25 protein-coding genes and 1 pseudogene are annotated in these 24,216 nt (G+C 40.0%); 11 read left to right on the top strand and 15 right to left on the bottom strand.

From position 1 onward, the window contains the following. Positions 1 to 27 precede the first annotated feature (27 nt). The 6 genes and pseudogenes from HT574_RS18575 to HT574_RS18550 all read right to left on the bottom strand — a co-directional run bounded on the left by HT574_RS18575 (position 28) and on the right by HT574_RS18550 (position 8,190). Positions 28 to 1,212 carry a M24 family metallopeptidase gene (locus tag HT574_RS18575; RefSeq protein WP_175245723.1) on the bottom strand — a complete coding sequence of 395 codons (1,185 nt, stop codon included), beginning with the start codon at positions 1,210 to 1,212 and terminating at the stop codon, positions 28 to 30. A 381-nt stretch (positions 1,213 to 1,593) separates the two neighbouring features. After that, positions 1,594 to 3,303 (bottom strand): PucR family transcriptional regulator, encoded by a 1,710-nt coding sequence (locus tag HT574_RS18570; protein WP_175245714.1) that lies wholly within the window; start codon positions 3,301 to 3,303, stop codon positions 1,594 to 1,596. Between the two features lie 86 nt (positions 3,304 to 3,389). Next, a pseudogene (gene aspA, locus HT574_RS18565) lies at positions 3,390 to 4,836 on the bottom strand (aspartate ammonia-lyase). A gap of 45 nt (positions 4,837 to 4,881) precedes the next feature. Next, positions 4,882 to 5,889 (bottom strand): hydroxyectoine utilization dehydratase EutB, encoded by a 1,008-nt coding sequence (eutB, locus tag HT574_RS18560; protein WP_175245713.1) that lies wholly within the window; start codon positions 5,887 to 5,889, stop codon positions 4,882 to 4,884. A gap of 315 nt (positions 5,890 to 6,204) precedes the next feature. Then, entirely contained in the window at positions 6,205 to 7,683 is a 1,479-nt protein-coding gene (gene proP / locus HT574_RS18555) for a glycine betaine/L-proline transporter ProP (protein WP_175245712.1), read from the bottom strand. Between the two features lie 270 nt (positions 7,684 to 7,953). After that, complete coding sequence (locus HT574_RS18550; protein ID WP_175245711.1) at positions 7,954 to 8,190, bottom strand: hypothetical protein; 237 nt, start codon at positions 8,188 to 8,190, stop codon at positions 7,954 to 7,956. 187 nt (positions 8,191 to 8,377) lie between these two features. Here HT574_RS18550 and HT574_RS18545 point away from each other — a divergent pair, with 187 nt between their 5' ends. Further along, positions 8,378 to 8,623 (top strand): hypothetical protein, encoded by a 246-nt coding sequence (locus tag HT574_RS18545; protein WP_175245710.1) that lies wholly within the window; start codon positions 8,378 to 8,380, stop codon positions 8,621 to 8,623. 379 nt (positions 8,624 to 9,002) lie between these two features. On the opposite strand, the gene HT574_RS18540 is transcribed toward HT574_RS18545, so the two are convergent. The 5 genes from HT574_RS18540 to HT574_RS18520 form a co-directional block, all read right to left on the bottom strand. After that, positions 9,003 to 9,362: a hypothetical protein gene (locus HT574_RS18540; protein ID WP_175245709.1), complete on the bottom strand. Its 360-nt coding sequence runs from the start codon at positions 9,360 to 9,362 to the stop codon at positions 9,003 to 9,005. Then, positions 9,359 to 9,838, bottom strand: coding sequence for a hypothetical protein (locus HT574_RS18535; protein ID WP_175245708.1), 480 nt, complete (start codon positions 9,836 to 9,838; stop codon positions 9,359 to 9,361). The genes HT574_RS18540 and HT574_RS18535 overlap by 4 nt, the downstream gene beginning before the upstream one ends. Before the next feature lie 239 nt (positions 9,839 to 10,077). Further along, on the bottom strand, positions 10,078 to 10,362 hold the full coding sequence (locus HT574_RS18530) for a hypothetical protein (RefSeq protein ID WP_175245707.1): 285 nt from the start codon (positions 10,360 to 10,362) through the stop codon (positions 10,078 to 10,080). After that, positions 10,346 to 11,143, bottom strand: coding sequence for a ParA family protein (locus tag HT574_RS18525; RefSeq protein ID WP_175245706.1), 798 nt, complete (start codon positions 11,141 to 11,143; stop codon positions 10,346 to 10,348). Before HT574_RS18525 ends, HT574_RS18530 begins: the two co-directional genes overlap by 17 nt. A gap of 144 nt (positions 11,144 to 11,287) precedes the next feature. Further along, a complete protein-coding gene (locus HT574_RS18520; protein WP_254698726.1) occupies positions 11,288 to 11,686 on the bottom strand; it encodes a ribbon-helix-helix protein, CopG family in 399 nt (132 codons plus the stop codon). A gap of 300 nt (positions 11,687 to 11,986) precedes the next feature. On the opposite strand from HT574_RS18520, the gene HT574_RS18515 reads away from it, so the two are divergent. The 8 genes from HT574_RS18515 (at position 11,987) to HT574_RS18480 (ending at position 17,508) form a co-directional block, all read left to right on the top strand. Next, positions 11,987 to 12,517 (top strand): hypothetical protein, encoded by a 531-nt coding sequence (locus HT574_RS18515; protein WP_175245705.1) that lies wholly within the window; start codon positions 11,987 to 11,989, stop codon positions 12,515 to 12,517. 143 nt (positions 12,518 to 12,660) lie between these two features. Further along, the gene (locus HT574_RS18510) at positions 12,661 to 12,882 is read left to right on the top strand and encodes a DUF1659 domain-containing protein (protein WP_175245704.1); all 222 of its coding nucleotides are present in this window, start codon (positions 12,661 to 12,663) and stop codon (positions 12,880 to 12,882) included. 20 nt (positions 12,883 to 12,902) lie between these two features. Beyond that, positions 12,903 to 13,115: a DUF2922 domain-containing protein gene (locus tag HT574_RS18505; RefSeq protein ID WP_175245703.1), complete on the top strand. Its 213-nt coding sequence runs from the start codon at positions 12,903 to 12,905 to the stop codon at positions 13,113 to 13,115. 51 nt (positions 13,116 to 13,166) lie between these two features. After that, positions 13,167 to 13,313, top strand: a complete 147-nt coding sequence (locus HT574_RS18500; RefSeq protein ID WP_175245702.1) for a YvrJ family protein — start codon at positions 13,167 to 13,169, stop codon at positions 13,311 to 13,313. A gap of 19 nt (positions 13,314 to 13,332) precedes the next feature. Beyond that, complete coding sequence (locus HT574_RS18495) at positions 13,333 to 13,803, top strand: M15 family metallopeptidase (RefSeq protein ID WP_175245701.1); 471 nt, start codon at positions 13,333 to 13,335, stop codon at positions 13,801 to 13,803. Positions 13,804 to 13,985: 182 nt separating this feature from the next. Further along, the gene (locus HT574_RS18490) at positions 13,986 to 14,555 is read left to right on the top strand and encodes a site-specific integrase (RefSeq protein WP_175245700.1); all 570 of its coding nucleotides are present in this window, start codon (positions 13,986 to 13,988) and stop codon (positions 14,553 to 14,555) included. 1,378 nt (positions 14,556 to 15,933) lie between these two features. Further along, a complete protein-coding gene (locus tag HT574_RS18485; RefSeq protein ID WP_175245699.1) occupies positions 15,934 to 17,085 on the top strand; it encodes a replication initiation protein in 1,152 nt (383 codons plus the stop codon). Between the two features lie 165 nt (positions 17,086 to 17,250). Further along, positions 17,251 to 17,508, top strand: a complete 258-nt coding sequence (locus HT574_RS18480) for a GntR family transcriptional regulator (protein ID WP_175245698.1) — start codon at positions 17,251 to 17,253, stop codon at positions 17,506 to 17,508. Between the two features lie 590 nt (positions 17,509 to 18,098). Here HT574_RS18480 and HT574_RS18475 read toward each other — a convergent pair. Then, the gene (locus HT574_RS18475; protein ID WP_175245697.1) at positions 18,099 to 18,617 is read right to left on the bottom strand and encodes a type II toxin-antitoxin system PemK/MazF family toxin; all 519 of its coding nucleotides are present in this window, start codon (positions 18,615 to 18,617) and stop codon (positions 18,099 to 18,101) included. Between the two features lie 1,150 nt (positions 18,618 to 19,767). On the opposite strand from HT574_RS18475, the gene HT574_RS18470 reads away from it, so the two are divergent. Both HT574_RS18470 and HT574_RS18465 read left to right on the top strand, forming a co-directional pair. After that, positions 19,768 to 20,649 carry a dihydrodipicolinate synthase family protein gene (locus tag HT574_RS18470; protein ID WP_175245696.1) on the top strand — a complete coding sequence of 294 codons (882 nt, stop codon included), beginning with the start codon at positions 19,768 to 19,770 and terminating at the stop codon, positions 20,647 to 20,649. Between the two features lie 131 nt (positions 20,650 to 20,780). After that, a complete protein-coding gene (locus tag HT574_RS18465; protein ID WP_175245721.1) occupies positions 20,781 to 22,217 on the top strand; it encodes an aldehyde dehydrogenase family protein in 1,437 nt (478 codons plus the stop codon). Positions 22,218 to 22,328: 111 nt separating this feature from the next. Here HT574_RS18465 and HT574_RS18460 read toward each other — a convergent pair whose 3' ends face one another. From HT574_RS18460 to HT574_RS18450, 3 genes are read right to left on the bottom strand one after another with little or no spacing between them, the layout of a single operon-like run. After that, a complete protein-coding gene (locus HT574_RS18460; RefSeq protein WP_175245695.1) occupies positions 22,329 to 23,531 on the bottom strand; it encodes an NAD(P)/FAD-dependent oxidoreductase in 1,203 nt (400 codons plus the stop codon). Then, a complete protein-coding gene (locus tag HT574_RS18455) occupies positions 23,519 to 23,872 on the bottom strand; it encodes a (2Fe-2S)-binding protein (protein ID WP_175245694.1) in 354 nt (117 codons plus the stop codon). Before HT574_RS18455 ends, HT574_RS18460 begins: the two co-directional genes overlap by 13 nt. After that, entirely contained in the window at positions 23,869 to 24,141 is a 273-nt protein-coding gene (locus HT574_RS18450; protein ID WP_175245693.1) for a (2Fe-2S)-binding protein, read from the bottom strand. The genes HT574_RS18455 and HT574_RS18450 overlap by 4 nt, the downstream gene beginning before the upstream one ends. Between the last annotated feature and the right edge of the window lie 75 nt (positions 24,142 to 24,216).

The following is a 24,216-nucleotide window of genomic DNA, read 5'->3' as shown; positions in this document are numbered from 1 at the left end:
GTTTTCTCCACCACCCTGAATGAGAGATTAGTTTGTCAGTACACCATCTTTAATAAATAACTTTCTTGGGAACGATGCTAACGTTTCGCATCCATTTTCTGTTACTCTAAATGATTCGCTCACTTCAAATCCGTATTGATCCAACCAAATTCCAGGGATAAGATGAAATGTCATGTTTCGCTGCAAAATCGTTTTATCTCCTTTACGGATGCTTGCTGTATGCTCTCCCCAGTCAGGAGGATAGTTAAGTCCTATTGAATAACCGAGACGTGAATCCTTTACGATGCCGCTTTTTTCAATGGTCTTTCTCCAAGTCTCTTCAATTTCTTCGCAAGCAATACCAGGCTTGATCATATCAAGACAAGCATTTAATCCTTCCAACACAACATCCGAAAGCGTTTTAATTTTATCTGAAGGCTTGCCGATGGTAAGCGTTCTTGCAAGTGGCGAATGATAACGCTTATAGCAGCCGGCTAATTCTAAAATGACAGTATCTCCTTTTTTATAGCGCTCATCCGTCCATGTTAAGTGTGGAGTAGATGTTTTTTCTCCGGATGGAAGCAATGGTACAATTGCTGGATAATCACCGCCGAACTCTTCCGTTCCCGTAATTTGGGTGTGGAAAATTTTTGCAGCTACATCACATTCGCGAACACCTTCAGCGATTAATTCGATACCTGCCATCATGGCTTTTTCAGCAATTTTAGCAGCACGCTTCATATACTCAATTTCTTTATCGGATTTCACAATGCGAACCCAGTTTACTAAAAGGGTTGCATCCTTAAATGACGCGTTTGGCAGTCCTTTTTTCAAACGCTCATAACATTTTGCTGTAAAATAGTAGTTGTCCATTTCAACACCTATTGAACGTTTATCCTGGCCGATTTGTTTTAAAATATCAGCTACAAAGTCCATTGGGTGTTTTGTATCAGACTGTACGTAATCGTCTGGATAAGGAATAATGTTTTCATGATAAATCCATGTGGTTATTTTCGCAGCATTTGCATCCTGTCCCCGTCCAATCCAAATTGGTTGTTCCTCTTCATCAATAATCACCAACATTTGATGTACATAAAAAGACCATCCATCATAACCAGATAAGTAGTTCATATTAGCTGGATCAGTAATAAGCAACACTTCAATTCCTTGTTCAGCCATTCTTTCTTTTGTTTTTCGGATTCTTTCTTTGTATTCTGCTATTCCAAATGACATAGGAACATTTCCTCCTACCTTAACCCATTTATTGTTTGAATTTTGGGAATAATTAATCTGCAAATTCATTATAGTAAAACAAGAAAAAATTTATCATCTGCAAAAATGTATGAACTTTTAGGAAGGTATCTAGTCAAATTATTAAAAAAGTTACAATTTGTAATAAAAAAAGGTTGCTCGAAAAGCTAAAAGGATACGCTTTTGAGACAACCTAATGAATAAAACTTTACATCTTTAATGGAATTTCATTCTACCCAAACCGCTCATAGCCAAAAAAAAGTCTACTGACAAACATGCTTTTCAACCTTTTTGCATTTCTACCATTCCTCGTTTTACAACAGTTCCATAACTCTTCATAAATTTCTGCCACTAAAGTTTTTATCATTGTTGTGCTCTTGTTTCATATAAACCCATTTTCCAAATCTTAATACTTAAATCTAATAAAAATAAATCGTCCGGATCAACGAGAGAAAGTCCTGTCAATGATTCAATCTTTCTCAACCGATATAGTAAGGACTGCCTGTGCAAATTTAATGATCGCGCGGTTTGACTTACATTCCCATGGCATCGGTTATATGCAATGAAAGTACCTATTAAATCCATATTACGCTGGTTATCATATTGAACCAGTGGTTCGATCGTTGACATAATGATCTCTTTCATTTCCTCATTTTGAGCAATGCTTAAGAGAACCCGGTCAATACGCGTATTTTCATACATCATACGATACCCGGCTCCCTTTTTACATCTTCCAATATTTAAAGCAACTTTTGCATTTTCATAACTTTGCTTAAATCCCTCAAGACCTTCATGATAGGTTCCGATTCCCCATGATATCACAACCTCTGGAAGTAAATTTCGTAAACGTCGTTCTACAAGATCCAAAAAATTAGAAGGGTTTTCATTTCTCTTATCTACGGGGATCTCAAGAAAAATAATCAACTGTTCTTCTTGATATGTCATCATCACTTCTCTTTTTAGAGATTGTGCCGCATAAAAAATTTCTTCTTCAATATAACGAATCATGTTGTCCAGCCAATGCTCAAATGAATCATAGTATTGCTTTCGTTTTTGAAAAAGTGTTCTTAAGTTTTCCGGAAATCCTACAACACAAATATAAGGCAGCTTTATATTGTATCCTAGTAATTTTGCTCTTGAATTTGCTTGATCCCAAGAATTAAGCTCTCCTTTTGCGAGCTCCTGCACAAAATCACTGCGAAGACGCATTTTTGTCTCTTCAATGGCGTTTTTGCGTGAGAGCCAGAGATTTATTGTTGTCACTGAATGTTCTAACACATTGATTCGATATTGTGTTAAAAAAGAATCTACTGATGTATGAGGAGGAAGTATCACAAATAAATATCCTTGTGCGTCGCCTGACAATTGTAGCACCGGCAGCTGCAGAATAAGCTGGCATTCTATTTCAATCATTTGAAATTTCTGAAACATAGGATCACGAGTTAAAAATGATGTTGCTTTTCTTGCTGGAATAACTCCCTGCATAACATAGTCTTTCCACTTTTCCACTAGGTTTGGGGGTAGATTGTTTTGCGCTTGAATAGCTCCTGTTCGATCAGTAAGCACTATCGGGCAACCGATATGTTTTTGGATAAAATTTAAAATTTGGTTAAGGTCTGTCTCTTTTAAAATCAATTTTAAGAGTTCCTGCTGTACTTTTTCAGATTTTTCCCGTTCCTTATACTGAATATCGTTTAATTCCCTCATAACATCTTCAATAATATCGGCAAAACGGACTTCCCATGGAATTTCGATAATGATGAAATTTTCCTGCTCCGCCAATTCAATAATTTCTTTTGGAATATCAAATATAAATCGTCCTAAAGCGATCATAAGCGCTGATGCTTCTGATTCGATAACATCTTGTACAAATTTTTTTAATAAATCCAAGTCGTGACCGCATCCAACGCCTGTACTCAATACAACCTCATTTTTTCGAACAAAATTTTCCACAGGCATTTCAATTACAGAAATCCATTGAACATGCCGTTCATTCAGTAGATTTTTTCCTGTTATTACCCTTGCATTTTTCATAATATCAAGTTTTAGGACATCCCCTACTGTTAACCTCATGTCGTCCTCCTTTTGACAGCTATAGCTAAATTTGTAGAAAAAATACTTCTAAATATAATAATACAACATATAATGTGGAATTTTGTTCATTGCCTGTCAAAAAGAGTGGCGCCGGGAATGCCTGGTTCTGTCATCTCATAAGGGTTTAAAATGATATCAAGTTCTTCTTCTGTTAATACACCATATTGTAAACATAACTCGCGGACAGATTTTCCTTCTAAAATGGCTTCTTTTGCAATACGCGCTGCTACTTCATATCCGATATGCGGATTAACAGCTGTGATAACCCCCACGCTTTTTTTTTACATATTCCTTCAAACGCTCTTCATTTGCTTCAATGCCTTTTAGGCAGTAATCTGTAAAAGCGCGGAATGCATTGTTCATAATGGTGATAGATTGAAGCAAGTTAAAGACAAGCACTGGCTCCATCACATTTAGTTCAAGCTGACCCGCTTCAGAGGCAAGACAGATGGTGTGATCATTACCGATTACTTGGAAAGCGACCTGGTTAATCATCTCCGCCATGACCGGATTTACTTTTCCCGGTATAATGGATGAACCAGGCTGCCGAGCCGGCAATGTGATTTCACCAAGTCCAGCCCTAGGTCCTGACGCCATTAAACGCAGGTCATTTGCAATTTTAGACATATTAATCATGCATATTTTGAGTGCTGCTGACACTTCTGTATATGCATCGGTATTTTGTGTCGCATCGACAAGGTGCTTAGCTCCAACAAGAGGAAGACCGCTAATATCCGCTAAATACTTAACCACATTTTTGATATAGCAAGGGTCCGCATTTAATCCCGTTCCAATTGCTGTTGCTCCCATATTTACCTCATATAAATGCTGACGTGATTGTTGAATACGTTTGATGTCACGTTCTAACACCCGGCTGTATGCTTCAAACTCTTGTCCAAGACGGATCGGCACGGCATCTTGAAGATGTGTTCGCCCCATTTTAATTACATGATCAAATTGTTGTGCCTTTTCTTTCAACACTTCATGCATAGATTGCATCGTTGCCAACAATTTCTGTATTAATTTAAGTATCGCAATATGAACTGCGGTTGGAAACACATCATTTGTTGATTGCGACATGTTCACATGACTGTTCGGGCTTAGGTAGACATATTCCCCTTTTTTATGACCGAGCAATTCAAGCGCACGATTGGCAATCACTTCATTTGCATTCATGTTAATGGATGTACCAGCACCGCCTTGTATTGGATCGACGATGAAATGATCATGCCATTTACCCTCAATAATTTCATCCGTTGCTTTGATAATTGCATTTCCAATTTTCGGATCTAAACGTTTTATATCCATATTCGCTAAAGCCGCTGCTTTTTTTACAATAGCTAATGCTTTAATTAATTCTTCATGAATACGGTAGCCCGTAATCGGAAAGTTTTCCATCGCTCTTAATGTTTGGATTCCATAGTACGCATCCATTGGTACTTCTTTTGATCCTAAGAAATCTTTTTCAATACGGACCTTATTGACCTTATTATTGATATTAGCAACTGTCATAATATCCCCTCTTGTTTTCAACAAGTTTATTCTTTGTCTGACCGTTTAATTGAATGAACTATAATTTTGAATTAATGGAAGAAGTACGGAAAGGTCAACATTATGCCCGCTTATAATTACGGCAACAGCACCTTCTTGATGAGCAATTTTGTTCCCTAAAATTGCTGCGACTCCTGTAGCGGCCGCTCCTTCTATAATCATACGGTGTTTATCCATCATAAAGGCCATACTGTAGGCAATATCTTCCTCCGAAATCAGTACAATATCATCCGTATATTGCCCGACCATTCGAAACGTATACTGATTATCTAGTCCAATCCCGCCCAGTAAACTATCGGCAAGAGTATCCTTCTCCTCTAATTTTATTGGTTTTCCAGCTTTTAAACTTTCATACATGACAGCTGAATGCTCTATCGAGACACCTGTTACTCTTATATTTGGATCATTCGATTTCAATGCTAAACCAATTCCTGAAAGCAATCCCCCTCCTGAAAGTGGAACAATCACATCTGTTAGATTGGGAATTTCCTCCAATATTTCTAATCCAATTGTTCCTTGACCTGTAATAATATACGGATCATCAAACGGCTGGATGATCGTTAACCCTTTCTCTTTTGCTAATTCATAACAGCGCTCCGCTGCATCATCTTGGCTATTTCCATAAATTTCTATTTTGGCATTCAATCTTTTCAACGAGTCGACTTTTGCCTTTGGAACACGGTTGGAAATACAGACTACCGCATCAATGCCAAGCTTTCTCGCCACGTATGCCACAGCCATCCCATGGTTTCCAGTGGAAAACGTTGCAACCCCTCTTTTTTTCTCTTCCTCACTTAGACTTAATATTTTATTAGCCGCCCCTCTTACTTTAAACGCTCCAATATCATGGACATTTTCAAGCTTTAAATAAACAGGACGGCCAATCATTTCTGATAAAATAAAAGATTGTATTAATGGTGTTCTATTTACAATAGAAGCAATTCGTTTTCTAGCTTCCCAAACATTACGGATTGTTATTTCATTTCCTTTTCTTATAGACTTTAGATAATTCAAGTTTCCCACTCCTTGATAGTAAACTTCACATTATCAATGCTTATATCTTACTCCGGATTATATAGTATGAATTTTCTGCATTCAATTATCAAAAGTGACTAGTAAATGTGGCTTTTTTTCATACAATTTTAAATAAATCCATATGAATAATACCCGTGGTGCTAGTTGAACAATAGCGTTTAACTAGCGCCACGGGTATAATCATGGAATTTCTTCGATTAGTTTTTTATATTCGTCATTTTTGCCTAAATTTGGATTATCCCATCATGTAAACGATATCTCTCGTACAAATCCCATTTCTCCTTCTCTCATGTCTTATTGAACCGTTACGCCTTGATTAGCATTCTTGACTGCCTTCTCTTTTACTTCCTCTTCCCACCAAAAAGCCTTATCTGGATTTTTCAATATTTCTTCGATTTCACTTGGATCCTCAACAGCTGGGGCAGAACCACGCAATGATCTACCAGCTGTTTCTTTAACGAAGAAGGCAACAATGACAAGCCCGAAAAGACAAACAGCCATTAAGTAATAAGCTGGAATCATGCTATTCTTAGTAATACTAATGAGCCAAGAGATGATAAGAGGTGTAGTGCCTCCAAATAAAGATGTTGAAATATTGTATGTAATCGCAAGTGACCCGTAACGTACTTTCGTGAAAAACAATGATGGCAACGTTGCTGGAAGTGTTCCTTGGAAAGCAGCGAGTGAAGTACCAAGGAGAAGTAGCCCGAAAAAGACCATATAATTATTTCCGTTGCCAATCATCATAAATGCTGGCACACTAAGCACAATGGCACCGATTAAAGCCCCTTTAATAATAGGGTTACGACCAATCCGATCGCTTAAATAACCCATTGCCAAGATAAGAGGCATCATGATAAGCATCACAATAAGGTTCAAAACCAATCCTTTGGTTTCGCCATAACCCAGGTCGTGCGTTAAATAAGCTGGCATATAAGAGAGCACCATATAGTCCATCGTGTTATAAAAGAGAACTATTCCGATACAAATTAGAAGTGATTTCCAATGGTGGATAACAATCTCTTTGAGGGAAGCACGGTGTTTTTCTTCTTCTGTTGCTTTCATCATAGCTTGAAAGGCAGGCGTTTCTTCTAGGTGAGAACGGAAATATAAACCGATCAATCCTAAAGGAGCAGCAATCAAAAATGGAATCCGCCATCCCCATTCAACCATCTTTTCAGAACCAAGAAGGAATGTCAAAAAAGTGACTAACCCGGCGCCAACAGAGAAACCTACGAGCGTTCCAACTTCTAAACCACTCGCCATGAAACCACGTTTTTTATCGGAGGTTGATTCTGCAATAAAAGTCATTGCACCTGCATATTCTCCTCCAGTTGAAAATCCTTGAATTAGCCTAGCAAGAAGCAATAAGATAGGAGCAGCAGTACCAATCGAGGCATAGCTTGGAATGAGACCGATACTTAAAGTCGCTGCAGCCATCATGATTAATGTAATAGATAGAACCTTCTTACGCCCGATTCGATCTCCTAGCATACCAAAAACCAAACCACCAATCGGACGTGCGATAAATGCAACTGCAAAAGTCGCAAAAGAGTAGATCAACTGAACAGAAGGATCGCTTTCAGGAAAAAAAACTTTACCGATCGTAACAGCTAAATATGAGTAGAGACCAAAGTCAAACCACTCCATAGCGTTACCGAGAGATGTTGCAATAACGGCTTGTTTAGCAAGTTTAGTATCAACAATGGTGATATCTTCTTTCCTTAATTTTTTATGAGAACTTCCTAGAATATTTTTTGATCGATGTTCCATAAAATGTCCCCTCCTTATTATCACTAGTAGGGTTTTTATAAATCTCTTTTTTACTACTCAAGTATTAAGAGTTATTTATATGATAACGCTTTCAAATCTACCCCAATCTACTAGCTATTCATTTATGCAATGTCACCGCTCCTCCTTTTTTATTAATGATAGCAATTTTAATTAAAGATTTAGAATTTTTAGATTAAATTTTAAGAAAAAATCATAGAAAATACATCCGGCAATATGTATGAATTTTCAGATATCCATCCATACAATTTGTTATATAAAAATTAGACAATTAATTAAATGTTGTATATTATGATCCGCCGGCGACCCGTAGTCTTTTGGATCGGGAAGGGCGATGTGATAGGCTGGAACGGGCCGGGAAGGCGCGTGCTTCGGCGGGATGGCCATCAGTTGGCATAGCATTTCCGGCCACCAGCCGACCATCACATCGCCCCGGGGACCCGAACCAAAAGGAAACGGAAGCGCCGGCGAACGCGGACTTTGTTTCATTGATCCTTATTTTTTGCCGTGATTTGTCAAAATAGGCTTTTATACTTTTGTCAGACAATAAATATTTTAATATCTTTTATCTATGGATCGGTAAAAAAATAGGCACTTCGCCAAAAATGACCGCTTAAATTCGCCTGTAACGCGTTTTAATCGATAAGGTAATGGTTTTCTATTCGAAAAGAGAAAAATGCTTGTACAGGCCATTTTTTCGCGTTTAAAGCGATTTGGGCATTTTTCTTCCCGCAGCGATGCGATGAGCGGCTTCCTGGAATGCTTCGCATGGCTGCGGAATGAGTTCGCCTGCACAACGGCTTCCTTGAATGGACCGAGCGCCGGGCTTCGCAGGCTACAGCCGGATTGCCGCAGGCAGGGAGGCGGCCAGCCGAGAAGACCGGCGCGTGCTTTATTATGTGATGCATCACCTGATTGGTAAAGGAGGGGTGTGAACCTTGTTAGGAAGAAAAGAAGAAATAAACGTTGGTTCTTTTATTCATTTATTTATTTAATGCTACAAACGTTTATTGTTTGATTGGATACTTTATTCGTTGATTGAAAGCCTCCTGCAGCTCACCGTATCGCTGTAGGAGGCTTCGCTACGTATAGCTATAGACGTTATCATATGTGTTCATGTAATGCAGTTTTAATCTTTTTGTTCTCTGCTTTTAAGTCGTACGGTTTTGGTTTAGATATTTTCTCCGTTTTTAAACGTCTTCTTCACAGCTTCGCCAAAAAAAAATATAAATGTAAGTCCAAACCGAGTGTAACATAGTGGCTAATTGTAGAATGAAAAATACCACCAGCTTTGGTGGTACTCAGTTTAGTGTTTCGTTAAAATGTTTGGCCATGAATAGCTGCAAGTAACTCGTTAAACTTACCTCCGGTAATTCCTTGGATTGATCCCACTCAAAATATCTTATATTTTGTATTAAAGAACAAAAGTCGGGATTTCGTAATAAGTGCATAGTTAATTTATTTTTGGCAGTAGGTTTTAAAGTGGTTGACGGCTTGTTTTCTATAATTGTTCTAACAATTCCCAACAACATGTCAGTCATTTCTACTCCGATTTCTTCGCCCTTAGGAACTAGTCTGCAATTATTAATCACATAATTTTCCCCTCTATAAAAAAGCGCTTGAATATTTAATAAATCCTTTACTAAACCATCTAAATTCAATTTAACGTCATGTTCGTATTTATCTCTAAGTTGGAAAAGATAAGATTTTCGTACTCGTTAGCTTTTTCGATTAACACTTCCGCTTCTATGTCGATGTTCTTACCATATCCTCTTAGTAAACCATAAAGAATTCTTTCAGGAAACTTTGTGTAAATCATGTCTTCAACTACATCTTTTCCTAATTCAGTGGCACCAACAAGAGCAGAATAATCATAATTAATCACAATTATTTTGATGAATTCAGAATACTTTGCTAAAGTTTCTCCAACACGAATAAAATTATCCCTTTCATCCGAATCGCCATAATAACTCTTAAAATGTAACTTAATCAATCCATCCCTCAATTTTTGAGTTAATAATTGGAAATCATCTTGATAGTATATTTCATGCGGAATAGATAAATCACCCATCAAATTAGGTTTGACACTTCCTTTTCCGCTCTCATCAAAAAATATCATTATCTTTTCCTTACCCATTAATTAACACCGTTCCTTAAAACTGGAAGTTGACTTTTGCTTACGCCTTATTATAATATAAGAGTACATCAATATCTCTCGGGATTCCGCGTGATATTGAATATAGACGGTGAGTAACTCGGGATTCCGCGTGAAAAACCGTCGAAATACTGTTAACTACCGTTTTAGGTAGTTTTTATTTTTTATTAGTAAAATTAAGAATTTTCTCATATACCCAGCACTTTGCTGGGTATATTCCTTTATTTTTTTAGCTCATTTAAATATTTTTCTAAAGCTTCTTCAATCAACAAATAAATATTTTTCTCCTGCAGAATCGATTGCATTTTCAGTTCTTTATGTAAGTCCGTCCGCAAATCAAAGGATACGCGTTTTCTTTCCACCTTCTTTTCTTCCTTTCTTTCTTGGTTGTTTTCTTCATTCGAAGAAATGTTGCTTTCGTTCCCAACAGGTTCTACTAAAACTTGCGTAGGGGTAATGACTTTTTGCTGGCGCTTTAGGTTTTTGATGTCATCTACTTTTGACACGTTCCATCAGCTCCTTATAAAAGTTTTTGTATTGTTCCAAAGCCTGCTCCAGTTCGTTGTTTTGATCAAAGCCGTACAGCGACAAGCGGCCGATCGGGGCTTTGCGCGTGATGATCGTTTTGAACACTTCATTTGGGTAGTCTTCCTCGATCATTTCGTTAAAAGCCTTGGCGTCGTTGCGTCTTACATCGTTCATGGTCCGCAAAATGCCAAGTAGCCGCGTGTTGTGTCTTCCATGTCGTCTGGCGCCGTCTACAGAGTCCATGAAGTTTGGAATCGCGGAATAGCACCAGTTGGAGCACTCAAACAATACAACGACATATTGGCTGGCGCATAAAGCATTGGTTGTCTGTTCGCTTAAGGACGGAGGGGTGTCGATCACGATAAAGTCATAATCGTTGCGCACTTTCTCCAAAGTTTCATCGAGCACCAAGCTCGGATTTCCGTGATATCTGATTTTATCCCCCGTATATGTAACGCCCGTGTAAATCCAACGCGGAAAAGTCGCTAGGAAGTTATTGGCCGGCAATAGGTCCAGGTTTTCATCGATTTGCAAGATGTATTTTTTCGGATCGCGATATTGCATGGCTTCGAGCACAGACTTTTCCACGAATTCGTTTGCCGGTTTCTTGGAAAGCAGCTCGGTCAGGTTCCCTTGCGAATCCATATCGATCGCAAGCACCCTATATCCATCCCGGCTTAATAAATACGCTAAAACCCCTGTGGTAGTTGATTTTCCGCATCCTCCTTTTTGGATGCCCATGGTGATAGTGATCGCCAACCTTCGTATCCTCCTTTCTTCCAACGTTTATTTCTTCTTTTCTTTATAGATTTATTCTATGAAAGTTTGAAAAGTCCTTCAACTGAAATGATAGATTTCCAAAAAGAAAAGGAGTATAAAAGCGGCAAGATTTTAATAGTACCTTCACTTCAACTCCTCAATCAGCCTGCGGATCGCTTCCGACTCTGTTATTTTTTTTGTCCGACAATATTTTTGCAGAATTTGATACAGTTCGTCATCCAGCCGGACGGTGATGCGGTGGGACTTCGACGTGTCCTCTTTCGGCCGCCCTCGTTTGAGTTTTTTCCGCTCGACCCGCAAATCGTCATGGACAATCACGTCCAAATACCCAAAACGATCGTAAATGTTTTTATGCTTTTGCACGAATTCCTCCCACATTTGCGGCATCTTATCGATTAAACGCAGATATTCCCGCTGGAGCTCCCATTTCTCCTTCTCCGTAGACGCCCTGCGTTTGGAAAACTCGGACAGCACCAGCACTTGAAAATCATGCTGTTCGTAGCATCGTCCCTCTTTCATCATCAACCACCTTTTTTGTCAGACATTAAATTTACAAATATTGTACCCTAAGTTAGGCGAGAATAAAATATTTTTTGTCGGACATAAAATAAAAAATTGAATTTCACAAAGAAAAACAGCGTCTATAAAGCGGAAAACATGCATATAAAGCGGCAAAACGCCTATGAAAATCTAGTTTTGGGCATAAAAAACCGATTTTTCATATTTTGATTTTTTTGCCAAAAAAGTATATATTGAACTCAAATTTTATGTTAAACGTCTGATTTCTCCAGTTTTTTAGATTGTGAAAAGGGGATGGGGGACTTGGATTGGAAGGAAGTCAAGCAGTTCGTTACCGTCGGGCAGGCGTTTGTGCCTGTCAATATTGAAAACAGAGGGGATTCCGTGGAGCTGTTTTTCAGGAATGGGGAGACCAAGCAGTTAGATATGCAGTCCAGCTTATTTTTGAAGCGGCTTTTGACGTTTTTCGGGACAAGCGCCGCGATCAACCGCCATCGGTATGGGGAGCTAGTGGGGAAAAAGCAGCTGGTGCCGATTGTTCTATCATATGGTTTTACGATTATTCCGTTTAACGTGAGGGAACCGATTGGCCGCCAAAGCCGCACAGGATGGTTTGTCTCCAGAGAAATCGAGCGGTTTCAAAAGCAATCTCCTCATGTCACCATTGTTCATCTCTCCAGCCATCGCATTCCTGTGTTTCATTCCCACAAATTTTGCCTGGATCAACTGAAAAACGCCAAGTGGATCGAGATGTGCTACGAAGAAATTCACGAACCGCACCGGCGGCAATGGATCGGCGGCAGCGCCGCGCTGTGTGAAATGGCGTCCATGTAGCCAGCGGCGCGCTTTTTTTATGGATGATCGCCAGAAACAGGTAAAAACGTTGTTATTCCTGTTTTTTTCGCTTTGAAGACCGCTTTGCCCTCCCGCTCCGATCGGTGCTATGCTTTTGCTAAATCGAAAGGGGGAGAGGAACGATGGCTGCTTCTGAAATGGTAACGGGACGTAAACTTGTTGTAGTGTTGTACGAAGGAACAGACAACAATGGAAAGGACATTTTCCGCAATCAGACGTTCAACGTCAAGTATAATTCGGACATCCAGAGCATGTACGATGCCGCCGCGGCGATTGCAAGCCTATGCAATGGTAATTTAAGCCGCGTGGAAACTACTGTGACAAGCCATCTATTTAACAACTAATTGACAAGGGAGGTTAGTAAATGAAGACGTTAGAATTGACGTTCGATGCCGAGTTTGGACCAGCGCGGATCTCGATCCGCAATCCGAAAGAGCCGATTGACCCGGCGCAAGTGAAAGCTGTAATGAATCAGCTTGTTGCGGCCAACGTACTCAAATCGTCAAACGGCGATTTGATCGGCCCGAAAAGCGCACGCGTTATCGACCGCGAAACGCAGGATATCGAACTGCCATAAGCAAACGGAAGGTTTCGGCCTTCCGTTTTTGAACATTGAGGGGGGATAGCGATGGATTTGTTTTCGATGATAAGCGAAGTTTCCTTTCCGATCCTGGTGTCCATTTACCTTCTGTATCGGATGGAAACGAAGCTGGATCAGCTGACCAAATCCATTCAAGACCTGACCGTCGCCTTGAGCCGAAGCCCGCAAAATTGATGGCAAGGAGAGGATAGCGATGAATGCAGCAGATCTTTTAAATCGAGCGGAAAAAAAGCTTTCCGGGCTGCATCCGGTTGTCGCGGAAAAAGCGCGGAAATTGATCAAAGAAGCGTATTCGGAAGGGATCTACATCATCATCACCCAGGGGCTGCGGACGATCGAGGAACAAAACCGTCTTTACGCTAAAGGACGGACCAAACCGGGAAAAATCGTCACTAATGCGCGCGGCGGATACAGCTATCATAATTTCGGACTCGCTTTTGATTTTTGTGTGTGCGACGTTGTTAAAGGAAGTTTGGTGCCAAACTGGAAGGTGGACCGCCGCTGGCTTCGCGTAGGACAGATTGGAAAATCGCTAGGTCTTGAATGGGGAGGGGATTGGAAAAGTTTTAAGGATTACCCGCATTTTCAATACACATTCGGTCTTTCTCTCGCCCAGCTGCGGAGCGGGAAGAAACCGCCAATCGTAATCACGGCAAAAAGGTAAGAATCCATATCCCTTCCAAAAAAGGAGGGGATTTTTTTAAATCTGACAGAAGCACGTTATGTCAGATTTTTGTCTGACGTTAAATACGTTGAAAGAAGCATCACGAAGCTGCTTTGTTACTCTCCCTCTTTTCGTCCAAAAATCTTACTCATCTCCCTCATGGACAAGGGGGTGTCATATTTTTGCATACCGTCCAGCCGATCAAAGATAGGGAAAAAATCGAAGCGATGAAAAAGATTTTGCGGGCTTCGTCATTGCGGGACGAGCTCCTTTTTACGATCGGGATCAATACGGGGCTGCGGATCAGCGACATTCTGTCTCTGAAAATAGGAGATGTCCGAAACAAAAAAGGCGTTGTCGACCGCCTAGAGATCGTGGAGAAGAAAACGAAAAAGACGCGCATCATCGCGCTAAATAAAAAGACGTGCCGTCTGATTGAGCTCTATTTGGAAAAGGAACGGCCGGACGCGCGAAACGACGAGCCGCTGTTTCGCAGCCAAAAAGGCGGCAGGGCGATCAGCCGCCAGCACGCCCACTACATTTTAAACCGCGCCGCCAAAGCGGTGGGCATCATGGAGCGCATCGGCACCCACTCCCTCCGCAAAACATTCGGCTATTTCGCCTACAAACAAGGAACAGACCTGGCCATGATCCAAAAAATCCTCAACCACTCCAGCCAGGCCGAAACGCTTCGCTATATCGGCATCACCCAGGAACAAATCGATGAAGTAACGACGAAACTGGATTTATAGCATGAGAGCCCGCGCCGGTCTTCTCGGCTGGCCGCCTCCCTGCCTGCGGCAGTCCGGCTGGAGCCTCTGAAGCCCGGCGCTCGGCCCATTCAAAGAAGCCATTGTGCAAGCAGACTCATTCCGCAGCCATGCGAAGTATCTTCAGGCAGTTAATCATCGCATCGCTGCGGGAAGCTTTCAAGCAACGAATAAAGTATCCAACCAATCAATAAATATTCGAATCATTGAATAAAATAAACAATAAATAAAGGAACCAACGTTTATTTCTTCTTTTATTCCTAACAAGGTTCACGCCCCTCCTTTACCAATCAGATGATGCATCACATAATAAATCCCGCGCCGGTCTTCTCGGCTGACCGCTTCCCTGCCTACGGCAGTCCGGCTAGAGCCTCTGAAGCCCGGCGCTCGATCCATTCGAAGAAGCGTTATGCAAGCCGATTCATTTCGCAGCCATGCGAAGCAACTCCAAGAAGCCAATCATCGCGTCGCTGCGGGAAGATCGACAAATTCTGATCAAAAAACGCCTTTGTGATTAGGGCTGGGACAGCGATAAAACCAACAAAAAAATCAGTGGGCTTTCGCGTTAGTCTTATCTTTTGCACCACATAAGTACGATGAAAAACGTTGATCCTGGGGATTTTCATACGATTGGAGATCGACGACAAAGATCATGGCATAGAAAGTTCTTGATTAGGGAAGGGATGTTTTTTGGCGTTGCTGTGCAGAAAAAACAACCACCGCGCTAAACGCAAAAAAACGGCCCGTACAGGCGTTTTTCTCTTTTTGAATAGAAAACCATTGCCTCATCCGCCAAAACGCGTTATTGACCCGTATAGAGGCTTTTTCGGGCATTTATGATAAATCTATTAAACTATGATAATCTATGTTCGTTCAATCGCACAGGGATTGCATTTTTCGACAACCCGTCGATCTTGAAGCGGCTGTTTCTAGTCTTTTGGAAATGTAAAGCATTTATATTGATTTCTGACGAATATCTTTGGCAAAGTGGCTTTTTCCGACAGCGTGATAAGAAAATGGAAAATTTTTTAATAGAATTCTTTATCCTTGCAAGCAATCCCTTTTGCAATAATTTATATATTTACATATATATTTTTTATTATTTTTAGAGAGGCCCGGAACCCTTGATATATCAGCGTTTCCGGCCTTTAACGCGTACATTTTTGGTGTTAAAGCGTACATTTTTGGTGTTCAAACCGTACACTTTTGGTGTTAAAGCGTACATTTTTGGTGTTCAAACCGTACATTTTTGGTGTTAAAGCGTACATGATTTTAAAAATGTACTTTTTTAAATGAAAAATAAAATGTAGAATAAAGTCGAAGTGGAGTGATGCCACGAATTTTATGTGGTGGAGGAATCATGATGGAATCTTCTGTTACCCAGCAATCCAATAATTCGGTGACAAAGTCGAATGTGTTGATCGAAGCGAATTATAAATTGACCGTAACGGAACAAAAGGTCATTTTGTATCTCGTCAGCCAAATCAATAAAGATGACGACGATTTTAAGATGTATTCGCTGCCGATTCAGCATTTCTACGAATTGCTCGGCTATCGGGGCAGCCCGAAGTACAGCGAGATGCGCGAGATTACGAAAAACTTGATGAGAAAGATATTGGAGATCAAAGAGGGGAAAAAACTGAAACAAATGAGCTGGATCTCGTATGTCGAGTACGACGAGCATTCCGGCCGCGTCAGCCTGTCATTTGATCCGCGTCTGAAGCCATATTTGCTTCAGTTAAAAAAGGAGTTTACTACATACCGCTTGAAAAACGTGATGGAACTGAAAAGCAGCTACTCGATCCGAATCTATGAAATTTTAAAAAGATGGCAGTTTATGAACGAGATAGAAATTCCGCTCGATGAGCTACGGAAGATGGTGGGGGCGACCGACAAGTATCTTGAATACCATAACTTCAAAAAAAGGGTCCTTGCTCCGGCGGAAAAGGAAATCGCAGAGAAGACGGATCTTTCGTTCAAGTACGAAGAAGTGAAAAGAGGCAGGAAAGTTGTAGCGATCCGCTTTTTCATCCGCGAGCGGCGGATAGATGGGAAAGGGAACATGCTGGAAATTCCGTATGGAAAAGACAGCAGTGACACGCTATACTCCCAATTTCTCTCCCGTTTGGAAAAGCACCATCAGTCGATATCGCAAAAAGGGTTCGCAAAGATTGCGCTACTGGCGCAAAAAGTGTTTGGCGAAGGCTGGTTCGATGAATTGACCAAGATGGCTGACGATATTTTGGCTAGAGAAGACATCCGCGAGCCGCTCGCGTTTCTAACGTATGTCTTGAACGAAAAAGTTAAGCGTGTGGAAAAAGGGATCGATCATAACGAAGTAAGCGTTGAAAAAATTAGAAAAGCCGTTCGGCGCGAACAACTGCCCGATTGGTTTGAAGAATACCAAAAACAATTTCTGCAAGGCATTGAGAAGAGCACTATCTCTGAAGACGAAGATTTCGAGCGCAAAAGGGCGGAGCTGGAAGCGCGGTTGCAAAAATACAGAGATTAGCGGTTTGCGAGGTTTCGCAAGCCGTTTTTTTATTAAACGAATAAAGGAAGCAACGTTTATTTCTTCTTTTCTTCCTATAAAGGTTTATTGCAAAAACTTCCGCCCACCAATTTAAATAGCGATATCTTGTGGTATATTCCGATTTGTTTCTGAAGGAAGTAGAGCATGAAAATGATGATTAACAAGTACGAACCTGTATATCAACAGGCTTATAAAGTAATTCGAAACATGATTATACAGGGTTCATTGCCGCCGGGAACCAAACTTGTCGAAGGGAAACTTTCCTTGCAGTTAGGCGTCAGCAGGACTCCTGTTCGCGAGTCGATCCGGCGTCTAGAGCAGGAAGGGCTTGTACGGGAGAAAACGGTGATTAAGCCGTCCGAACATGACCTGAGGAACAGTTATGAAATTCGCATACTCTAGAAGGATATTCAGCTCGTTGTGCGGCCGAAAAATTGTTGAAGGAACAGTTGGAGTTGCTTCGAGCGAATGTCCAAAAGAGAAAAGACGGATCGTTGGAAGAAATAATGGCCTCCAACAATACTTTCCACTTTCCCGCATTGCGGAAATTGTAAATTTGCTCTCCATGTGAATCCCCCTCGTAAATGGACATTTACCATAGATTTATATTCGTTAAGGAAAACGAATTATGAAAGAAAAGCCTGATCAATCATTTAAAGTCCCTATTCTCCGTGAGAAATTTTCCTCGATAAATACATAAAACCCCAGCACCGAAGTACTGGGGCAAAAACCATGAATTCCCCATTGACGGGGTGAAATGGCCTGCGACGCGGCAGGCAACTTATCATTAGGTTATGAGTTTTTTGCTGATAATATGCAAAGAGAGGAACCATTTAGGCTCCTCTCCGTTGTAAAAACAAACGAATCCACGTTTTTTCACGTGTGAAATGGTCTGTGACGAGACAGACAACTTATTTTGTACTCTAAGTATAGAAAAAACCTAGGGAAATGTCAATACGTCGTAAATACGTCGTCAACACATTGTAAATATGTTACAGGTCAAATACCCATTTTACACGGTTCATAATCTTATTTAAGTCATCCTCGTTTATATTGCCGATATGTTGCTTTAATCGTACTTTGTTGACGGTCGTTAATTCTTCCACCTTTACCGCGGAAGTCTGAGCTAAAAAAGGATAAACTTCCTTTCGAAGAAAGTAATGTGTCTTTAAACGAGGCACTACTTTGGTTTTCCCTTTCCGGTCTGTAACGGTTTTGGTTTTTAACTTTGTGGACAAAGGAGCTACCTTAACGTTTCCGGATGTGCGGTTAATCCAGTCATTGGAAAGAACAAGCACCGGCCGCTCTCCGTTTTGTTCTGTGCCGATATTTTCCCCGAGTTCACAAGTGAAAATAGCTCCTCGTATGATCGGGCGCTTCATTTGCGTTTGCTCATTCTCAATCCATTCGTTTGCTAAAGCAATCTTCTTTGGATGCCATTCATCTAGTTTTGCCTTTTTGTCCACTTTTTTTAAACGTAATCGTTCGCGTTGAATAGCATCTGATTCCATTTTATTCCCCCTTTCCCTTCGTTTTATACATCACGCTCATGATTGTATCACATCATGTCCTTAGAGTTCGGCCACGCTGCAATATTTTTTTGCGCTATATATTCCCATTATTTTGTCGTTGCAGGATATCTACCACCATCAATTTGTTCACAAAATGATTAATTAACCTAACTTTAAGGTTGGCATCTTTTCCTGTGTAAGAAGTTCCTTTAATTAATGCATTCCTAATTTGAATTTTAATTGGTCATATCAGGAATGTTTGGCCGTATGAGGATCCCCTCCTTTTGGATGAGGATGAAAGTTAGGAGCGTGATGATGGATGTCGGATGTTATTACATAACTCAAAACCGAGATTACCGACTTAAAAACAGTGAACAAACAGCTTAAAACTGCATTACATGAACATTGGTAACGTCCATAGCTATACGTAGCGACGACAGGAAGCAGCTCACCACATCGTTTCGGGAAGCTTTAAATCAACGAATAAAGTATCCAACCAATCAACAAATATTCGAATCATTAAATAAAATAAACAATAAATAAAGGAACCAACGTTTATTTCTTCTTTTATTCCTAACAAGGTTCACACCCCTCCTTTACCAATCAGGTGATGCATCACATAATAAAGCCCGCGCCGGTCTTCTCGGCTGGCCGCCTCCCTGCCTGTGGCAGTCCGGACGGAGCCACCGAAGCCCGGCGCTCGGTCCGTTCAAAGAAGCCATTTTGCAAGCAAACTCATTCCGCAGCCATGCGAAGCATCTTCAGGCAACCAACCAATCACATCACTGTATCGAAATTGTTCACGCCGAGCAAAGATGTCAAAAAAAAAAAAAAAAAACAAAACAAGACAGAAAAATAAATTACTAATACACAAATGTATGAATAAACAGGCGTTTACTTCCCCTACAAAAATATTGTTCTTTCAGCTATCAATCAACTTAAACTCATGTGATAGAACAAAAGTTATATCATATCATCCATATTTACTGTTTCTTTTTTTTAAATAAATTTTATACACTGTAAATTTTTTTATACATATAACAAAGTATTATGTATAAAAAAATTCACATAATTATCAAGAAAAACGTTGGTACGGATTTTGCATTAATAAAGAATATGAATAGAAATTAAACAGAAAGGGGAATTTCAAATGGCAAGGTTTGAGGGAGTTTATGTTGCGCTTGTTACTCCATTTACAGCAAATTTTGAAGTCGATTATAAAAGATTGTATGAGCTATGCGATTGGCTTATTCAAGAGGGTGTGCACGGACTGGTTCCTACAGGATCACTTGGTGAATACGCTACTTTTACTCCTGAAGAAAGAGCAAAGGTAGTCGAAACTGTCATTGAAGCTTCTCGGGGACGTGTGCCGGTTGTTGTTGGTGCCGCTGCTCCATCTACGCAGCAAGTAATAAAATGGGTTGAACATGCAAAAGACTCCGGAGCCGAAGGTGTTATGGTACTTCCGCCTATTAACTACAAACCTTTAAGAAGCGAGATTATCGCCCATTATGAAGCCATTAATAAAGTTGGCATTCCTATTGTTGCTTATAATAACCCTAGGGATTATCCAACAGATTTAACTCCTGATTTGCTTGAAGAGATTGCTAAATTTGAAAATGTTGTTGCTGTAAAAGAGTTTTCAGGTGATATCCGTCGCATGCATGATATTCTAGACAGAACAGATTTAGAAGTCATGGTCGGCGTCGATGACTTATCATTAGAAGGTCCGATGATAGGGGCAACGGGGTGGATTGCCGGTGTTCCTAACGCATTACCTAAAGAAGGAGTTCAATTATTTAGTTTGGCCAAAGATGGAAAAATAGACGAAGCATTGAAACTTTACCGACATCTCCTTCCTTTATTCCATTACGATGCTAGCCCTCAATTGGTTCAATACATTAAGTATATGATGGAGTTAGCTGGACAACCTGTTGGTCCTGCACGTCCACCTAGACTGCCATTACCTCAAGAGAAGTATGAAAGGGTAAGAAAGGATTTCGAGAGAGCAGTAGAAAAAATTCAAAATTAATTGTAATAGAAAGGGTAAGGAGTCTTCCTTATCCTTTGCATTTTGTAAAAAATTAAAATTATTTGAATTGATAATTGAAATACGGATAAAAACATCGATTGGGAGGTCAGATTATGAACACAAAATCGTTAATTGAATCTAAAAATTTTATAGGTGGAGAATGGGTATCTATCGATGGAAAGGAAACTGTCGTCTATAGTCCTTCGAACCTCCAAGAAGAAGTTGGCATCCTTTACTACTCTTCCGACAAACATGTATTTGAGGCGGAAAAGGCAGCAAAAGAAGGGTTCAAAATATGGTCAAAGATGACAGGAATTGAGCGGGGTAACTATCTATATAAGATGGCAGAGGCATTAGAAAATAATCTTGAGGAATTAGCAGTACTCGCAAGTAGGGAAATGGGAAAACCGATTGGCGAAATGCGAAGTGAAGTGGTACGGGGAATTAACTTGTTGCGTTATTACGCTGCAGAAGGTACGCGCTCGAATGGAGATATTATTCCTTCAAGTGATAAAAATGTTATACAGTATTCAAAACGCGTTCCATTAGGAGTAGTAGGAATTATTACACCATGGAACTTTCCAGTGGCTATTCCTATTTGGAAAATTGCCCCCGCTCTTATTTGCGGAAATTCAGTTATATGGAAACCAGCAGAAAATGCAGCGCTATCCGCAACTAAGTTAATGGAAATATTCCAACAGGCAAATCTTCCGAATGGAGTTTTAAATCTTATCATTGGAAAGGGAAGAGAAGTGGGGAATACCCTTCTCGAAAATGCTAATATTAACGCTATTAGTTTTACGGGTTCATCCAATGTTGGAAAGCAAGTTGCCTCCATTTGTGCTAAACGAAATATTAAATATCAGACCGAAATGGGCGGTAAAAATGCTGCTATTATTCTTTGTGATGCCAATATCGAAAAAACAATTCCTATGGTACTAAGTGGTGCTTTCCGTTCAGCTGGTCAAAAATGTACAGCAACCAGCCGTATCATTGTTGAAGAAGGTATTTATTCGACCTTTATGAAATCATTCAGTGAAGCAGTATCTTTATTAAAAGCCAAAAATCCACTCCTTCCAGATTCATATCTCGGTCCGGTTGCATCTAAAGACCAATATGAAACTGTCTCTTCTTACGTAAAAATAGCTGAGGAGGAAGCAGAAATTATTGCACAAGGATCTATCGAAAGCGATAATGATGGTTATTTTATTAGACCGCTGGTCGTAGTGGGAGTAGATACGCAACATAAATTAGTCCAAGAGGAAATATTTGGTCCAGTAACAACTGTGCTAGTAGCTAAAGGCTATGATGAAGCAATTCAGTTATGCAACGAGACTGTTTATGGATTAAGTGCTTCTATTTTTACCACTGATTTATCAAAAGCTCATCGTTTCCTAGAAGAAGCGGAAGCTGGAATGGTGAGGGTCAACCAAGAGACAGCTGGTGTAGAATATCAAGCACCATTTGGCGGAATGAAACAATCAAGTTCTCATTCAAGAGAACAAGGTCAATCAGCGCTTGATTTTTACTCTCAAATCAAGACTTGCGCCATTAAATATCATTTTTAAACGTATATTTTATAAAAATCACCCAGTGATTACATCATTGGGTGATTTTTAATTACTAAAAAATAATGGATGACTCACAGAATTCATCATGTGATGCCATCCATTTTCCAACTAAATATATTGATACGTACCATACAGTTTTTCTCTATTTTCTTTGACATTAGGATAAAACTGGATAATTGCCTTTTCACGAACGTATTTTACATTTTTAATTGCTTGTCGCAATTTCTGTTTTACTGTTTCTGTCGATATTCCCGCGTTATCCGCTATTGAATAGCCAGCTACAAATCCCTGTGCTATTGCAACTTTAGCTCCCTCGATTCCAGTAATATTCCCTGCAACATATAGACCTTTTAGAGGTGTTTCCATTCGTTCATTATGTTGCGGGATATGCCCTCCGAGCTCAGGAATATAGTGAAATGGACACCCAGCCACTGCAGCCAATTCTGCTAGTGGATATAGACCTCCAGATATGCAAACAAAGTCAACTGGTATTATTTTTTCGGTTCCTTTAATAGGCTCTCCATCTACTGTGATATCAGCTATTTTTACCCCTTCTACTTGCTGCTCACCTACTATTTCAATAGCTGCCTTCCGCAAATGAAGGGGTATTCCCCATACACTTATGCCTTTTTTCGGGAGAAAACGAAGTGCTAACTTACGTAATGATTCATTTATCATTAATCGACTTCCTAATCTTAATATAGGGGATGGAGCTAAGTGGGATGCTCTTAATAAACTTTTCATGACTTCCATTGGATCAGCAGCCGTCTTTGATATCTCATTTTTCGGAGGTAATACCATACACTCAATATTAAGACCGGCAAGCTTCAGTTCATGCATAATCGCAAAGGAAAGAATATTAGCCCCAATGATAACTCCCCTTTTTCCAACTTTTACACGATGAACATTAGTCATTACCTGTGCAGCCCCTACTGACATTACTCCAGGCAAAGTCCATCCTGGTATTGGTATATGATATTCTGCTGCACCTGTTGCTAATAAAACATATGGGGATTGCATAATTCCGTGGTTTGTGTAAACAACCCACCCATGTTCATGTTTATCCAAATGATAAACTGATACCCCACATTTAATTTCTACTCCTAGCTCTTCTGCCTGAGCAACTAATTTATCAGTTTCTTTAATACCGTTCCACCATGTTCCATCACTTTCCTGATATAGTTGCCCTAATAATCTTCCTCCAGGCTTTATAAATTCATCAATTAATGTTACCTTAAGACCACATTCTCTTGCAGCAATTGAGGCAGCTAATCCTGCCGGTCCAGCTCCAATAATGATTAATTCGCCCATATGTTATTTTCCCCTTTAAATAAATCTTTAATTGGAGTTGGTTGTCTTTTCCCGCTATGAATATCCATGTTTTCTTCCACTAAAGTAATGCAGGCCCTTACATTATTACAACCATTTACAGTCACTCTGCACTCAAAGCAATGCCCAATATTACAATAAATTCCTCTTGCTGTGCCACTTTCTTCATGAAAACGCAATATGCGAATATTATTGGCCAAAAGCGCGGCCGCAATAGTTTCTCCTTCATATGCCTCATAATACTGACCATTAAAATAAAATGGTATCTTTTTGCGTTTTTTTATTTCACCTAAAACTGGATGGTTAATAATACGATTATTCATTTTAAATCACCTAACAACCCAAATGTAACAGGTCTTACGGGAGCTTGATATTTAAGTGGCATGTTGAGAGTCATAGTATTTTCACCATAATCAGCAGCAATCATATCGATAAGATAGCGACACGTCCTTCCACCGCAAAATCCCATACCGGCACGAGTTCTTAATTTCAGTTCCCTTGATGAACATTTGTATTTTTTAGCTGTTTCAACTATATTTTGGTAAGTGACTTCTTCACATCGACACACAATAAAATCTGTTGAGGTCTTCATGTATTTCCCTCCTCGTTCAATGGTTATAGGTTCTGTTATTATAACTTGCAAAAACCATGCCAATACATGCGGAGG

This window comes from Parageobacillus sp. VR-IP (assembly GCF_013357975.1).
In the GTDB taxonomy this organism is placed as follows: domain Bacteria; phylum Bacillota; class Bacilli; order Bacillales; family Anoxybacillaceae; genus Saccharococcus; species Saccharococcus caldoxylosilyticus.
The sequence above is the reverse complement of the archived record's forward strand: the minus strand, read 5'-3'. Positions and strand labels throughout refer to the sequence as shown.

What these genes read in the sequence shown, in the direction of transcription:
- HT574_RS18575 (WP_175245723.1), bottom strand. Translation starts at nt 1,212, where the DNA reads ATGTCATTTGGAATAGCAGAATACAAAGAAAGAATCCGAAAAACAAAA.
- HT574_RS18570 (WP_175245714.1), bottom strand. Translation starts at nt 3,303, where the DNA reads ATGAGGTTAACAGTAGGGGATGTCCTAAAACTTGATATTATGAAAAAT.
- proP (WP_175245712.1), bottom strand. Translation starts at nt 7,683, where the DNA reads ATGGAACATCGATCAAAAAATATTCTAGGAAGTTCTCATAAAAAATTA.
- HT574_RS18550 (WP_175245711.1), bottom strand. Translation starts at nt 8,190, where the DNA reads ATGAAACAAAGTCCGCGTTCGCCGGCGCTTCCGTTTCCTTTTGGTTCG.
- HT574_RS18545 (WP_175245710.1), top strand. Translation starts at nt 8,378, where the DNA reads ATGCTTGTACAGGCCATTTTTTCGCGTTTAAAGCGATTTGGGCATTTT.
- HT574_RS18535 (WP_175245708.1), bottom strand. Translation starts at nt 9,838, where the DNA reads ATGGGTAAGGAAAAGATAATGATATTTTTTGATGAGAGCGGAAAAGGA.
- HT574_RS18520 (WP_254698726.1), bottom strand. Translation starts at nt 11,686, where the DNA reads ATGATGAAAGAGGGACGATGCTACGAACAGCATGATTTTCAAGTGCTG.
- HT574_RS18510 (WP_175245704.1), top strand. Translation starts at nt 12,661, where the DNA reads ATGGCTGCTTCTGAAATGGTAACGGGACGTAAACTTGTTGTAGTGTTG.
- HT574_RS18505 (WP_175245703.1), top strand. Translation starts at nt 12,903, where the DNA reads ATGAAGACGTTAGAATTGACGTTCGATGCCGAGTTTGGACCAGCGCGG.
- HT574_RS18500 (WP_175245702.1), top strand. Translation starts at nt 13,167, where the DNA reads ATGGATTTGTTTTCGATGATAAGCGAAGTTTCCTTTCCGATCCTGGTG.
- HT574_RS18495 (WP_175245701.1), top strand. Translation starts at nt 13,333, where the DNA reads ATGAATGCAGCAGATCTTTTAAATCGAGCGGAAAAAAAGCTTTCCGGG.
- HT574_RS18485 (WP_175245699.1), top strand. Translation starts at nt 15,934, where the DNA reads ATGATGGAATCTTCTGTTACCCAGCAATCCAATAATTCGGTGACAAAG.
- HT574_RS18480 (WP_175245698.1), top strand. Translation starts at nt 17,251, where the DNA reads ATGAAAATGATGATTAACAAGTACGAACCTGTATATCAACAGGCTTAT.
- HT574_RS18475 (WP_175245697.1), bottom strand. Translation starts at nt 18,617, where the DNA reads ATGGAATCAGATGCTATTCAACGCGAACGATTACGTTTAAAAAAAGTG.
- HT574_RS18470 (WP_175245696.1), top strand. Translation starts at nt 19,768, where the DNA reads ATGGCAAGGTTTGAGGGAGTTTATGTTGCGCTTGTTACTCCATTTACA.
- HT574_RS18460 (WP_175245695.1), bottom strand. Translation starts at nt 23,531, where the DNA reads ATGGGCGAATTAATCATTATTGGAGCTGGACCGGCAGGATTAGCTGCC.
- HT574_RS18455 (WP_175245694.1), bottom strand. Translation starts at nt 23,872, where the DNA reads ATGAATAATCGTATTATTAACCATCCAGTTTTAGGTGAAATAAAAAAA.
- HT574_RS18450 (WP_175245693.1), bottom strand. Translation starts at nt 24,141, where the DNA reads ATGAAGACCTCAACAGATTTTATTGTGTGTCGATGTGAAGAAGTCACT.